The organism is Citrobacter sp. Ct235 (assembly GCF_030332305.1).
GTDB classification, from domain to species: Bacteria; Pseudomonadota; Gammaproteobacteria; order Enterobacterales; family Enterobacteriaceae; genus Citrobacter_A; species Citrobacter_A telavivensis.
Genome location: NZ_JAOWIC010000048.1, coordinates 1 through 13,941 on the forward strand (window position 1 = coordinate 1; position 13,941 = coordinate 13,941).

The following is a 13,941-nucleotide window of genomic DNA, read 5'->3' on the forward strand; positions in this document are numbered from 1 at the left end:
CGATGGCCAGCAGGGTCAGGCCGCACCAGTGTGGATGTGGAGTGCTATGATGCCAGAGTTGTGCTGTTTGCGTGAACACGCGCCGGACGGCCTCGCTGCCCAGACGCTGCCGGGCCTGGATCACCGCGCTGGGTGCGACAAAGGGACGACTGCCCGGCAGCATGATGTCCAGCCGGTTCACGATCTGATGAAGGGGTTCCTTTCGTTCAAGGGCCATGCCGACAATACACCAGACCATCATTTCCAGCGGAAGACGACGCTTGCGCAGGGTGACGGTGCCGGCTTCGGCCAGACAGCGGGAGAGCAGTTCCGGGTCCAGATAGTCGCCCAGAGAAGTCAGTGGATTACGCAGAGAATCGTAACGGGATACCAGATCAACAGCCTGTCCAAGGTGCATAAAAAAATCCGGAAACGGGTGAGCATTTCCGGATTCTTACACAACCACTGGATCGTTCAACCGATCCTTAACTGATCGGCATTACAGCGAATCGCTGGCATTTTTTTATTCGCTCTCTGCCGGTAAAACAGGCATCCAGTCAATCGGCTTTTCGCCGCGTTGTTCCAGCCACTGATTCGCCAGGACAAAATGGTTACAGCCAAAGAACCCACGATGTGCCGAGAGCGGTGAGGGGTGAGGCGCTTTCAGTACATGGTGACGTTTCTTGTCAATAATCGCGCCTTTCTTCTGCGCATGAGAGCCCCAGAGCAGGAAAACTACCCCTTCACGATGTTCGTTAATCAGGCTGATCACTTTATCGGTAAAGGTTTCCCATCCCAGACTGGCATGAGAATGCGCCTGACCCGCCCGCACGGTTAATACCGTATTGAGCAGTAGAACCCCCTGATGCGCCCAGCTTTCAAGATAACCGTGGGCAGGACGAGTGAAACCGGGGATTGACCCTTCCAGTTCCTTATACATGTTCAGCAGCGAGGGGGGCGTGGCAATACCGGGGCGAACGGAAAACGCCAGACCATGCGCCTGACCGGGGCCGTGGTACGGGTCCTGTCCAAGGATCACGACCTTAACATCACCCAGCTCGGTGAAGCGAAACGCATTGAACACATCTTTTTGCGGCGGATAAACCGTTATCCCGGATTGACGCTCTCCGGCAACGGTATGCAGCGTATTCATAAAGTAGGGCTGCTGTTTCTCTTCAGCCAGCACATCGTGCCAGGTTAATTCAGTGGCCATCTCGCTCTCCTGCGAATTTTTAATCACCATAGCTTAACTGCTTCTTTCGATGGCGCAAAATTCTCTCCGCAGCGGTGTGTGCTATGCACTTAATAAAGTTGAAAATTTGTGTAAAAAGTTTATGCCTGCACATGGCGTAAGTTGATGTAAAACAATAACATCATCCAATCACCATGTTTGATGTGTGGATTTTATTGATTTAAATCAATGAATCGAGGGTGTTAGGGGGGTATATATACACTCAAGCAACAATGGTTTTACCAATTGGCCGCGAGGCGGCCAACCCTAATCAAATAATTTGCCGGGGAGGCATCACAATGATTACAGGTATCCAGATTACTAAAGCCGCTAATGACGATCTGCTGAATTCCTTCTGGCTGCTGGACAGCGAAAAAGGCGAAGCACGCTGCATCGTGGCGAAAGCCGGTTTTGCCGAAGACGACGTGGTAGCGGTCAGCAAACTGGGTGAAATTGAGTACCGCGAAATTCCGATGGAAGTAAAACCGGAAGTCCGTGTGGAAGGTGGTCAGCACCTGAACGTTAACGTTCTGCGTCGCGAAACGCTGGAAGATGCGGTTAAGCATCCGGAAAAATATCCGCAGCTGACTATCCGTGTTTCTGGCTATGCCGTGCGCTTTAACTCACTGACGCCGGAACAGCAGCGCGACGTTATCGCTCGTACCTTTACTGAAAGCCTGTAAGGCTTAACGTTTAAATAAAAACGCCGGGTTCCCCCCGGCGTTTTTTTTATTCTTCGTTTGATTCCTGCGGCGTCGTTGCCGCACTCGGCTTGCGACGTTTACCAATGTTTTTGGTATCGCGATGGCGTTTTTTCACGCGCGGTTTATCTTTGTCTTTCTCTTTTTTCTTCTCTTCGCGTTTCGCGAGCGCTTTCTTCGACGGTTTGCCCGTCATCTTTTCGCTCGGCGCGCGTGAAGTTGGACGCAACTCATCAATCACCCTTGATTTCAGCGGTTCTTCGATGTAGCGGCCAATTTTCAGCAGCAGCAGGTGATCGTGCGCTTCGACCAGCGAGATTGCCGTCCCCTTGCGACCGGCGCGGCCCGTACGACCAATACGGTGCAGATAGGTGTCTCCGCTACGCGGCATGTCGAAGTTAATCACGTGGCTGACGTCTGGAATATCGATTCCACGCGCGGCAACGTCGGTGGCAACCAGCACGTTAACGCGACCGTCAGTAAGACGATTAATACCTTCGTTACGCTTGACTTGCGCCATCTCACCTTCGAGATAGCAGTTGTTGATCCCCGCCAGACGCAGTTTTTCAGCCAGTTCGTGCACGCGCTCACGTTTGCGGACAAACACGATGGTACGAGTAGCGTCGTCTTGTTTCAGCAGGTGCTTCAGCAGTTCGAATTTGTGCTCGAAGTTATCCGCACGGTAATACCACTGATGAATCTTCTTACGCTCGCGGGTTGATGGTGTCGCAGAGACTTCAACCGGCTCTTCCAGCAGACGCTCGGCGAAATCTTTAATCGCATCGCCTTCCAGCGTGGCGGAGAAAAGCAGAGTCTGTTTGCGCCAGCGCGTTTCCCCGGCGATGTGCTCGATGTCCTGGGCAAAGCCCATATCCAGCATTCGGTCAGCTTCGTCGAGGATCAGCGTTTCCACGGCGCGGCAGTCAAAATTCTCTTCTTTAATATACTGCATCAGACGCCCGGTGGTGGCGACCACGATATCCTGGTTTTCGCTGAACACTTCGGCGTGGTTCATGTACGCTACGCCGCCGGTAATCGTCGCGATATCCAGGTGGGTGTTTTTGGCCAGTTCACGGGCATGATCGGCGACCTGCATTGCCAGTTCGCGTGTCGGCGTCAGGATCAAAATACGCGGCGGACCGGATTTTTTTCGCGGAAAGTCGAGCAGGTGCTGCAACGCTGGCAGCAGATACGCCGCCGTTTTACCGGTGCCTGTCGGCGCAGAACCGAGTACGTCACGGCCTTCGAGCGCAGGCGGAATGGCGGCAGCCTGAATGGCGGTCGGGCGAGTGAAGCCTTTTTCCTGGAGGGCATCCAGCAGGCTTTCATCGAGTTCAAGTTCGGAAAAAGTCGTTACAGTCATGTTCTACCTCTGTGTGGGGCGCTGATTATAGACGTTACGGCTGCAATCTTCATCTGTTTGTATGGATATCGCTTCTCAGGTATTGTTTCCACCAGGTGCTGTTGCCGTTTTTCCTGCAAGGTTTTTAATTCATGCCTCAGTCTACATCCGTCCTTCGTCGTAATGGATTTACTTTTAAACAGTTTTTTGTCGCGCACGATCGTTGTGCGATGAAAGTCGGTACAGATGGGATTCTGTTAGGGGCATGGGCACCGGTGGCAGGTGTAAAGCGGATCCTTGATATCGGGACCGGCAGCGGCCTGTTGGCGCTGATGCTGGCGCAGCGTACCGATGAAAGCGTCACCGTCGATGCCGTGGAGCTGGATAGCGACGCCGCCGCACAGGCGAAAGAAAATGTTGCCCGATCGCCATGGGCGGATCGGGTGATCGTACAGGCCGAAGATGTTCAACTCTGGGCTGCGCGCCAGACCGTCAAATATGACCTTATCATCAGCAACCCACCTTATTACGAGCAGGGTGTCGAGTGTGCCACGCCGCAGCGGGAGCAGGCGCGTTATACCACGATGCTGGATCATTCCGCATTGTTAGCGACGGCGACGGGGCTTATCACGGAAGAGGGGTTCTTGTGCGTCGTGCTGCCGGAAAATATCGGCAATACCTTCACGCAGCAGGCGTTAAATATGGGCTGGCATTTACGGCTACGCACTGACGTTGCTGAAACCCAGGCGCGATTGCCGCATCGGGTGCTGCTGGCATTCTCCCCAAAGAAGGGAGAATGCTTTAGCGACAGGCTGGTGATTCGCGGGCCGGATCAACGTTACTCTGAAGGTTACACGGCGCTGACCCAGGCATTTTATCTGTTTATGTGAGCATTTAACGGTGAGAGCACTGATGGGCCTGAATCCTCCAGCAGCGCCGGGTAATCGAGCGTGTAGTGCAGACCCCGGCTCTCTTTGCGCATCATTGCACAGCGGACAATCAGTTCAGCAACCTGTACCAGGTTGCGTAGCTCCAGCAAATTATTCGAGACGCGGAAATGGGCGTAATACTCGTCGATCTCCTGCTGTAACATGGTGATACGGCGCAGGGCGCGCTCCAGGCGTTTGGTGGTGCGTACAATCCCCACATAGTCCCACATAAACAGCCGCAGCTCATGCCAGTTATGCTGGATAACGACCAGTTCGTCGGGGTTGTCCACGCGACTTTCATCCCAGGCGGGCAGGGTGTTGACGCTACGGGCATAAGGCATTCGTCTGTCGATATCTTCCGCTGCGGACCAGCCGTACACCAGACACTCCAGCAGCGAGTTTGAGGCCATGCGGTTCGCGCCGTGCAGGCCGGTATAACTCACTTCCCCGATCGCATACAGGCCATCCACATCGGTGCGACCAAAGTCGTCAACCATCACGCCGCCGCAGGTGTAGTGTGCCGCCGGCACAATGGGTACCGGTTCTTTGGTCAGGTCGATGCCCAGCCCCAGCAGTTTTTCATAAATCATCGGGAAATGCTGACGTACAAAGGCTTCTGGTTTATGGCTGATATCGAGGAACATGCAGTCCGCGCCAAGACGTTTCATCTCATGGTCGATAGCGCGGGCGACGATATCGCGCGGCGCCAGTTCTCCTCGTGCGTCAAAGTCCGGCATAAACCGTGTGCCGTCCGGGCGTTTGAGATGGGCGCCTTCTCCGCGCAGCGCTTCGGTGAGCAGGAAATTACGTGCCTGAGGGTGATACAGCGCGGTAGGGTGGAACTGATTAAACTCGAGGTTGGCGACCCGGCATCCTGCACGCCAGGCCATTGCAATACCGTCGCCGGAGGAAATGTCCGGATTCGTCGTGTATTGATACACCTTGGATGCACCGCCGGTCGCCAGCACGACGGACTTCGCGTGGCAGGTTTCCACCGCTTCTTTATTCCGGTTCCAGACCCATGCTCCGACGACGCGTCGCGTGCCGGGCAGGCCAATTTTATCGGAGATGATTAAATCGACGGCATTACTGCGTTCCAGTACCCGAATGTTCGGGTGGTTTTGCGCCTTGCTGACCAGCGTGGTTTCCACCTCTTTGCCGGTGGCGTCGGCGGCATGCAAAATGCGACGATGACTATGGCCGCCTTCACGCGTCAGATGGTAACTTTCTTCACCGTTAGGCTGGACCTGAGTATCAAACAGCACGCCCTGGTCAATTAGCCACTGTACGCAGGGGCGGGCGTTGCTGGCGACAAACTCCACCGCATGGCGATCGCAAATACCGGCGCCAGCAATGAGCGTATCTTCCACATGTGAATCAATACTGTCGGTTTCATCGAAAACTGCGGCAATCCCGCCCTGCGCATAGAAGGTGGAGCCTTCACTGACGGGGCCTTTACTCAGCACGATAACCTGGTGCTTTTCAGCCAGACGCAGCGCCAGCGAGAGTCCGGCAGCGCCGCTACCGATAATTAACACGTCACAAGAAAGATCTGGAGTGGTTTTCATGATTTTTGTTTAATTTACTAAACATTGTTTGGCCAGCATAGCACCACAATTGGCGATTCAGCACGTTTTATTTTCAGTTGTGTTGTAATGGCTAAACAAAGAAGCGCGATGTAAACGGATATCTGCCAGGTAACTCATTTTGCGTGGCAGGCCGTAAGCTCCAGATTAGATGATGAAATAAAGTGGCCATTGGGTTACTCTGCTCGCGGTTTATGGGCATTTCTAAACAATATACCCTTCATACTTCAGGATGCATGTGCGTTGGCTTCCTCGCTTACCCAGTCACGTACTGGAGTACGCTCCCGGGGATTCACTGCGTCGCCCCTTTCCGCAACTCGAATTATTTAGGGTATTGTGCGTTGTTCGGACTCTGTAGACTTATAATGAGAGATAATGACCGTCTACAACATGACAAACAAAAAACAGATGCGTAACGGAACTTTACAAAAACGAGACACTCTAATCTGTTGCTTGCTCATAGTGCAGCTAATGGAGTGGCGTTTCGCGAACGCGTGGAAATTTGGTTTGGGGAGACTTTACCTCGGATGAGCGAGCAGTTAACGGACCAGGTCCTGGTTGAACGGGTCCAGAAGGGAGATCAGAAAGCCTTCAATTTACTGGTAGTACGCTACCAGCATAAAGTGGCGAGTCTGGTTTCCCGCTATGTACCGTCGGGCGATGTTCCCGATGTGGTGCAAGAATCATTTATTAAAGCCTATCGTGCGCTGGATTCGTTCCGGGGAGATAGTGCTTTTTATACCTGGCTGTATCGCATTGCGGTGAATACAGCGAAGAATTACCTGGTGGCTCAGGGGCGTCGTCCGCCATCAAGCGATGTTGATGCGATTGAAGCAGAAAACTTCGAAAGTGGCGGTGCGCTGAAAGAAATTTCGAACCCTGAGAACTTAATGTTGTCAGAAGAACTGAGACAGATAGTTTTCCGAACTATTGAGTCCCTCCCGGAAGATTTACGCATGGCAATAACCTTGCGGGAGCTGGATGGCCTGAGCTATGAAGAGATAGCCGCTATCATGGATTGTCCGGTGGGTACGGTGCGTTCACGTATCTTCCGAGCGCGGGAAGCTATTGATAATAAAGTTCAACCGCTTATCAGGCGTTGACGATAGCGGGATACTGGAAAAGGTATTAGGCATGCAGAAAGAAAAACTTTCCGCTTTAATGGATGGCGAGACGCTGGATAGTGAGTTGCTTAATGAACTGGCTCACGACCCGGATATGCAAAAAACCTGGGAAGGCTATCACCTGATCCGTGATTCAATGCGGGGTGATACACCTGAGGTTCTTCATTTCGATATTTCCGCTCGCGTAATGGCCGCTATTGAAGATGAGCCGGTACGCCAGACGGTGCCATTCATTCCAGAGGCCCAGCCTGCGCCGCAGCAATGGCAGAAAATGCCGTTCTGGAAAAAAATGCGTCCGTGGGCCGCGCAACTTACCCAAATGGGTGTTGCCGCGTGCGTATCGCTTGCAGTTATCGTTGGTGTCCAGCACTATAATGGACAATCTGAAACGTCCCAGCAGCCTGAAACGCCGGTCTTCAATACTTTGCCGATGATGGGTAAAGCCAGCCCGGTAAGCCTGGGAGTACCTTCTGATGCGACCGCAAACGGTGGGCAACAGCAGCAGGTACAGGAGCAGCGTCGTCGGATCAACGCTATGTTGCAGGATTACGAACTGCAACGCCGACTGCACTCCGAACAGCTTCAGTTTGAGCAGGCACAGACACAGCAAGCCGCTGTTCAGGTGCCAGGAATTCAAACTCTAGGAACGCAATCGCAGTAATGAAGCAACTTTGGTTTGCCATGTCACTTGTGACGGGTAGCCTGTTCTTCTCTGTCAACGCCTCGGCCAACACTGCGTCCGGGGCGTTGTTGCAGCAGATGAACGTGGCCAGCCAGTCACTCAATTACGAGCTGTCATTCGTCAGCATTACGAAACAAGGCGTTGAGTCTCTGCGCTATCGCCATGCACGCCTGGAAAATCGTCCGCTTGCGCAACTGCTGCAAATGGATGGTCCGCGTCGTGAAGTGGTCCAGCGTGGGAATGAAATCAGCTATTTCGAGCCTGGACTCGAACCGTTCACCCTGAACGGTGACTACATCGTTGACTCCCTGCCATCGCTTATCTATACCGATTTCAAACGTCTCGCCCCCTACTATGATTTCATTGCGGTGGGCCGTACTCGTATTGCCGATCATCTGTGTGAAGTGATTCGCGTGGTGGCGCGTGATGGTACGCGTTACAGCTATATCGTCTGGATGGATACTGAAACGAAGCTGCCAATGCGGGTTGATCTTCTCGATCGCGATGGCGAAACGTTAGAGCAGTTCCGGGTGATCGCCTTCACCGTGAATCAGGATGTGGGTAGCAGCATGCAGACGCTGGCGAAAGCCAGTTTGCCGCCGCTGCTTTCCGTTCCGGCGGGTGAAAAAGCGAAATTCAACTGGAATCCAACCTGGCTTCCGAAAGGGTTTAGCGAGGTGTCCAGCGGCCGCAGACCGTTGCCAACGATGGACAATATGCCGATTGAATCGCGTCTCTACTCTGACGGTCTGTTTAGCTTTTCGGTTAACGTAAACCGGGCGACTCAGGCCAGCACCGATCAGATGCTGCGCACCGGACGCAGAACGGTCAGCACCAGCGTACGCGACAACGTGGAAATCACCATCGTGGGTGAATTGCCGCCGCAGACGGCGAAGCGTATTGCCGACACCATTAAGTTTGGAGCCTCACAATGATTAAAGAGTGGGCTACCGTGGTTTCATGGCAAAACGGCGAAGCGCTGGTGAGTTGCGATGTGAAAGCGTCCTGCAGTAGTTGTGCTTCGCGCGCCGGTTGCGGCACCCGTGTGCTAAACAAACTGGGGCCGCAAACCACGCATACCATTGTCGTGGCGAGCGATGTGCCGTTAGAGCCGGGCCAGAAAGTGGAACTGGGGATTGCTGAAGGCAGCCTGTTAGGTTCCGCCATGCTGGTTTATCTGTCGCCGCTGGTGGGGTTATTTCTCATCGCATCGCTTTTTCAGGTGCTGTTTGGCTCTGATCTTGCGGCGTTAAGCGGCGCGATACTCGGTGGCGTCGGCGGATTCCTGATTGCCCGCGGTTATTCCCGCAAACTTGCCGCACGCGAAGCCTGGCAGCCCATTATTCTTAATGTTGCTCTCCCGCCCGATATGATTCGCGTTGAAACACCCTCTGCCGAAACGACCCCATGATATTCTTGCCGGATGGCGGCTTCGCCTTATCCGGCCTGCTAACGATCGGCAAGCCCAGTAGGCCCGATAAGCTTGCGCCATCGGGCATCATGCTTCTTTTACGATGTTTTACATCAGAAAAGCGATGCCGTTTCCAGTTCCCGCTATCCTGACTCTACGAACATTTCCTCGCCTTCGCGTTGTAGTGTAGAATGCGGCGTTTCAGTTAAACAGACGTTAAGCTCAGAACAGCGACTTCTCAAAGCCTGTCCAACCAGGCGTAAGGCACAATAATTACACTATATGAAGAACATACGTAACTTTTCGATCATTGCTCACATCGACCACGGTAAATCGACGCTGTCTGACCGTATTATCCAGATCTGCGGTGGCCTGTCTGACCGTGAAATGGAAGCGCAGGTTCTCGACTCGATGGATCTTGAGCGTGAGCGCGGTATTACTATCAAAGCGCAGAGCGTAACGCTCGATTTCAAATCCGCTGATGGTGAAACTTACCAGCTTAACTTCATTGACACCCCAGGCCACGTTGACTTCTCGTATGAAGTTTCCCGTTCGCTTGCTGCCTGCGAAGGCGCACTGCTGGTGGTGGATGCCGGACAGGGCGTAGAAGCGCAAACCCTGGCAAACTGCTACACCGCGATGGAAATGGATCTCGAAGTGGTGCCAGTCCTCAACAAAATTGACCTGCCAGCCGCCGATCCCGAGCGTGTCGCCGAAGAGATTGAAGATATCGTCGGTATTGATGCGACCGATGCCGTGCGCTGCTCGGCGAAAACCGGTGTGGGCGTGACCGACGTTCTGGAACGTCTGGTGCGCGATATTCCGCCGCCGGAAGGCGATCCGGATGGCCCGTTACAGGCGCTGATCATCGACTCCTGGTTCGATAACTACCTCGGCGTTGTTTCGCTGGTGCGGATTAAAAACGGCACCCTGCGCAAAGGCGATAAAATTAAAGTGATGAGCACCGGTCAGACCTATAACGCGGACCGTCTGGGGATCTTCACGCCAAAACAGGTTGATCGTACCGAACTGAAATGCGGCGAGGTAGGCTGGCTGGTGTGCGCCATTAAAGACATTCTCGGCGCACCGGTTGGCGATACCCTGACGCAGGCGCGTAACCCGGCAGAAAAAGCGCTGCCAGGCTTCAAAAAGGTAAAACCGCAGGTTTACGCGGGTCTGTTCCCGGTCAGCTCCGATGACTACGAGAACTTCCGCGATGCGCTTGGCAAACTGAGCCTCAACGACGCCTCCCTGTTCTATGAACCAGAAAGTTCTACCGCGCTGGGCTTCGGCTTCCGCTGTGGCTTCCTCGGCCTGTTGCACATGGAGATCATTCAGGAACGTCTGGAACGTGAATACGATCTGGACCTGATCACCACCGCGCCGACCGTCGTGTATGAAGTCGAAACCACGGCGAAAGAGACAATCTACGTCGACAGTCCGTCCAAGCTGCCACCGTTGAACAACATCTACGAACTGCGCGAGCCGATTGCGGAATGTCATATGCTGCTGCCTCAGGCTTACCTCGGTAACGTCATTACCCTGTGCATTGAGAAACGCGGCGTGCAGACCAACATGGTCTACCACGGTAACCAGGTGGCGCTGACCTATGAAATTCCGATGGCTGAAGTGGTACTCGACTTCTTCGATCGTCTGAAATCCACCTCGCGCGGTTATGCATCACTGGATTACAACTTCAAACGCTTCCAGGCCTCCGACATGGTGCGTGTTGATGTCTTGATCAACAACGAACGTGTCGATGCGCTGGCGCTGATCACACACCGTGATAACTCGCAAAGTCGTGGTCGCGAACTGGTGGAGAAGATGAAAGAACTGATCCCACGTCAGCAGTTCGATATCGCGATTCAGGCAGCTATTGGTACGCACATTATTGCGCGTTCTACCGTGAAACAGTTGCGTAAAAACGTTCTGGCAAAATGCTATGGCGGTGATATCAGCCGTAAGAAAAAGCTGTTGCAGAAACAGAAAGAAGGTAAGAAGCGTATGAAGCAGATCGGTAACGTCGAACTGCCTCAGGAAGCGTTCCTCGCCATTCTGCATGTCGGCAAAGACAGCAAATAATCCTTAAGGAGTTGGCATGGCGAATATGTTTGCCCTGATTCTGGTGATTGCCACATTGGTCACGGGCATGTTGTGGTGCGTGGATAAATTTATCTTCGCGCCAAAACGTCGGGAGCGTCAGGCGGCAGCGCAGGCTGCTGCCGGAGATTCACTGGATAAAGCAACGCTGAAGAAAGTGTCGCCGAAGCCTGGCTGGCTGGAAACCGGTGCCTCGGTTTTTCCGGTGCTGGCTATCGTGCTGGTCGTGCGTTCGTTTATCTATGAACCTTTCCAGATCCCGTCGGGTTCGATGATGCCGACGCTGTTGATCGGTGATTTTATCCTGGTGGAGAAATTCGCCTACGGTATTAAAGATCCGATTTACCAGAAAACGCTGATCGAAACGGGTCATCCACAACGTGGCGATATCGTGGTCTTTAAATACCCGGAAGATCCGCGTCTGGATTACATCAAGCGGGCAGTCGGTTTACCCGGCGATAAAGTAACCTATGATCCGGTCGCGAAAGAAGTGACTATTCAACCGGGTTGCCGTTCGGGCCAGGCGTGTGAAAACGCGTTACCTGTCACCTACAGCGACGTTCAGCCGAGCGATTTTGTGCAGACGTTTGCACGTCGTAACGGTGGAGAGGCCACCAGTGGTTTCTTCGAGATCCCTCTGAGCGAAACGAAAGAGAACGGTATTCGTCTGTCTGAGCGTAAAGAGACGCTGGGCGACGTGACGCACCGCATTCTGACCGTGCCGATTGCTCAGGATCAGGTGGGGATGTATTACCAGCAGTCTGGGCAGCCACTGGCGACCTGGATTGTGCCGCCGGGCCAGTATTTCATGATGGGTGACAACCGCGATAACAGCGCAGACAGCCGTTATTGGGGCTTTGTCCCTGAAGCGAATCTGGTTGGTAAAGCCACTGCTATCTGGATGAGTTTCGACAAACAAGAAGGCGAATGGCCTACTGGCGTTCGTTTAAGCCGCATTGGTGGTATTCACTAATTGCTGCGAATCATTCACGTTGCCGTGGTTATGACGGCAACGTGAATTATTTCTTCGATAAATCCGTCCAGGCTAACGACATCCCTTGTCGTTGTGTATAGAATATTCCCCCGAAGTTTCAGGTTGGCGCCTCCTGGTCGCCACGGCACACGAAACAGCGTTGGTCCCCCTATATGAGCGACATAAGCTGCTTAGCGCGGCTGATAGAATGCTACGTATATCAGGTCTGTTTCGTGTGCTGAATTGTTGACGCATTTATTTATTGGTATCGCATGAACCCCATCGTAATTAATCGGCTTCAACGGAAGCTGGGCTACACTTTTACTCATCAGGAGCTGTTGCAGCAGGCATTAACCCACCGCAGTGCCAGCAGCAAACATAACGAGCGTTTAGAATTTCTTGGCGACTCAATTTTAAGTTTTGTGATTGCGAATGCGCTTTATCACCGCTTCCCGCGTGTGGACGAAGGTGATATGAGTCGTATGCGCGCGACGCTGGTGCGCGGTAATACGCTGGCTGAATTGGCCCGTGAGTTCGATCTGGGCGAGTGTTTGCGCTTAGGGCCGGGCGAACTGAAAAGCGGCGGATTCCGTCGCGAATCGATTCTGGCCGATACCGTCGAAGCGCTGATTGGCGGGGTCTTCCTCGACAGTGATATTCAGACCGTCGAAAAGCTGATCCTCAACTGGTATCAGACTCGTCTGGACGAAATCAGTCCAGGCGATAAGCAAAAAGATCCGAAAACGCGTTTGCAGGAATATTTGCAGGGTCGCCATCTGCCGCTGCCGTCATATCTGGTGGTGCAGGTGCGTGGTGAAGCGCACGATCAGGAATTTACTATCCACTGCCAGGTTAGCGGCCTGAGTGAACCGGTGGTTGGCACAGGTTCAAGCCGTCGCAAGGCGGAACAGGCTGCCGCCGAACAGGCGTTGAAAAAACTGGAGCTGGAATGAGCGACGAAAAAACTTACTGCGGATTTATTGCTATCGTTGGACGCCCGAACGTTGGCAAATCCACGCTGTTGAACAACCTGCTCGGGCAGAAGATTTCGATCACCTCCCGTAAAGCGCAGACCACGCGTCACCGCATTGTCGGGATCCATACCGAAGGGGCATGGCAGGCGATTTACGTCGATACCCCGGGTTTGCACATGGAAGAAAAACGCGCGATTAACCGTCTGATGAACAAAGCTGCCAGCAGCTCCATTGGTGATGTTGAACTGGTGATCTTTGTGGTGGAAGGCACTCGCTGGACACCGGACGACGAGATGGTGCTCAACAAACTGCGTGACGGTAAAGCGCCGGTGATTCTGGCCGTCAACAAAGTGGATAACGTGCAGGATAAAGCCGACCTGCTGCCGCACCTGCAGTTCCTGGCAAGTCAGATGGACTTCCTCGACATCGTGCCAATCTCTGCGGAAACCGGGATGAATGTCGACACCGTTGCGGGCATCGTGCGTAAGCATCTGCCGGAAGCGGAGCATCACTTCCCGGAAGATTACATCACCGATCGTTCACAGCGCTTTATGGCTTCTGAAATCATCCGTGAAAAGCTGATGCGTTTCCTGGGCGCTGAGCTGCCGTACTCGGTGACCGTGGAAATCGAACGTTTTGTGACTAACGAACGCGGCGGTTACGATATCAACGGGCTGATCCTCGTCGAGCGCGAAGGGCAGAAGAAGATGGTCATTGGCAACAAAGGGGCCAAAATCAAGACCATTGGTATTGAAGCGCGTAAAGACATGCAGGAAATGTTTGAAGCCCCGGTTCACCTTGAACTGTGGGTGAAAGTGAAATCCGGCTGGGCCGATGACGAACGCGCGCTGCGCAGTCTCGGTTACGTCGACGATCTCTAAACCTGCGCTCTGAACAGGCGACGAGCAT

14 protein-coding genes and 1 pseudogene are annotated in these 13,941 nt (G+C 53.5%); 11 read left to right on the forward strand and 4 right to left on the reverse strand.

The window, feature by feature from the left end:
• Both OGY35_RS15465 and ung read right to left on the reverse strand, forming a co-directional pair.
• Positions 1-397, reverse strand: a 397-nt coding sequence (locus OGY35_RS15465) for a transposase domain-containing protein (RefSeq protein ID WP_286631380.1), incomplete at its 3' end; no start/stop codon positions are given.
• A gap of 105 nt (positions 398-502) precedes the next feature.
• Positions 503-1,192 (reverse strand): uracil-DNA glycosylase, encoded by a 690-nt coding sequence (ung, locus tag OGY35_RS15470; RefSeq protein WP_152402777.1) that lies wholly within the window; start codon positions 1,190-1,192, stop codon positions 503-505.
• Positions 1,193-1,509: 317 nt separating this feature from the next.
• Between ung and grcA the strand changes: the two genes are divergently transcribed.
• On the forward strand, positions 1,510-1,893 hold the full coding sequence (gene grcA, locus OGY35_RS15475) for an autonomous glycyl radical cofactor GrcA (RefSeq protein WP_042317514.1): 384 nt from the start codon (positions 1,510-1,512) through the stop codon (positions 1,891-1,893).
• A 46-nt stretch (positions 1,894-1,939) separates the two neighbouring features.
• On the opposite strand, the gene srmB is transcribed toward grcA, so the two are convergent.
• Entirely contained in the window at positions 1,940-3,274 is a 1,335-nt protein-coding gene (srmB, locus tag OGY35_RS15480; protein ID WP_178825532.1) for an ATP-dependent RNA helicase SrmB, read from the reverse strand.
• Positions 3,275-3,405: 131 nt separating this feature from the next.
• Between srmB and trmN the strand changes: the two genes are divergently transcribed.
• Positions 3,406-4,143, forward strand: a complete 738-nt coding sequence (trmN, locus tag OGY35_RS15485) for a tRNA(1)(Val) (adenine(37)-N(6))-methyltransferase TrmN (protein WP_152402782.1) — start codon at positions 3,406-3,408, stop codon at positions 4,141-4,143.
• On the opposite strand, the gene nadB is transcribed toward trmN, so the two are convergent.
• Positions 4,128-5,750 (reverse strand): L-aspartate oxidase, encoded by a 1,623-nt coding sequence (gene nadB / locus OGY35_RS15490; RefSeq protein WP_178828214.1) that lies wholly within the window; start codon positions 5,748-5,750, stop codon positions 4,128-4,130. The two genes, trmN and nadB, sit on opposite strands and share 16 nt — an antisense overlap.
• Positions 5,751-6,133: 383 nt before the next feature.
• Between nadB and rseD the strand changes: the two are divergent.
• The 9 genes and pseudogenes from rseD to era all read left to right on the forward strand — a co-directional run bounded on the left by rseD (position 6,134) and on the right by era (position 13,913).
• A pseudogene (gene rseD / locus OGY35_RS15495) lies at positions 6,134-6,299 on the forward strand (rpoE leader peptide RseD).
• Positions 6,296-6,871 carry an RNA polymerase sigma factor RpoE gene (gene rpoE / locus OGY35_RS15500; RefSeq protein WP_000003307.1) on the forward strand — a complete coding sequence of 192 codons (576 nt, stop codon included), beginning with the start codon at positions 6,296-6,298 and terminating at the stop codon, positions 6,869-6,871. The pseudogene rseD and the gene rpoE overlap by 4 nt, the downstream one beginning before the upstream one ends.
• A 31-nt stretch (positions 6,872-6,902) precedes the next feature.
• Positions 6,903-7,553 (forward strand): anti-sigma-E factor RseA, encoded by a 651-nt coding sequence (gene rseA / locus OGY35_RS15505; RefSeq protein ID WP_152402785.1) that lies wholly within the window; start codon positions 6,903-6,905, stop codon positions 7,551-7,553.
• Entirely contained in the window at positions 7,553-8,509 is a 957-nt protein-coding gene (rseB, locus tag OGY35_RS15510) for a sigma-E factor regulatory protein RseB (RefSeq protein ID WP_152402788.1), read from the forward strand. The genes rseA and rseB overlap by 1 nt, the downstream gene beginning before the upstream one ends.
• Positions 8,506-8,985: a SoxR-reducing system protein RseC gene (gene rseC, locus OGY35_RS15515; RefSeq protein WP_152402789.1), complete on the forward strand. Its 480-nt coding sequence runs from the start codon at positions 8,506-8,508 to the stop codon at positions 8,983-8,985. Before rseB ends, rseC begins: the two co-directional genes overlap by 4 nt.
• Before the next feature lie 282 nt (positions 8,986-9,267).
• Positions 9,268-11,067: a translation elongation factor 4 gene (lepA, locus tag OGY35_RS15520; RefSeq protein WP_152402865.1), complete on the forward strand. Its 1,800-nt coding sequence runs from the start codon at positions 9,268-9,270 to the stop codon at positions 11,065-11,067.
• Positions 11,068-11,083: 16 nt separating this feature from the next.
• On the forward strand, positions 11,084-12,058 hold the full coding sequence (gene lepB, locus OGY35_RS15525; protein WP_046485158.1) for a signal peptidase I: 975 nt from the start codon (positions 11,084-11,086) through the stop codon (positions 12,056-12,058).
• Between the two features lie 272 nt (positions 12,059-12,330).
• On the forward strand, positions 12,331-13,011 hold the full coding sequence (gene rnc, locus OGY35_RS15530) for a ribonuclease III (RefSeq protein ID WP_042291512.1): 681 nt from the start codon (positions 12,331-12,333) through the stop codon (positions 13,009-13,011).
• A complete protein-coding gene (gene era, locus OGY35_RS15535) occupies positions 13,008-13,913 on the forward strand; it encodes a GTPase Era (protein ID WP_152402868.1) in 906 nt (301 codons plus the stop codon). The genes rnc and era overlap by 4 nt, the downstream gene beginning before the upstream one ends.
• Positions 13,914-13,941 lie beyond the last annotated feature (28 nt).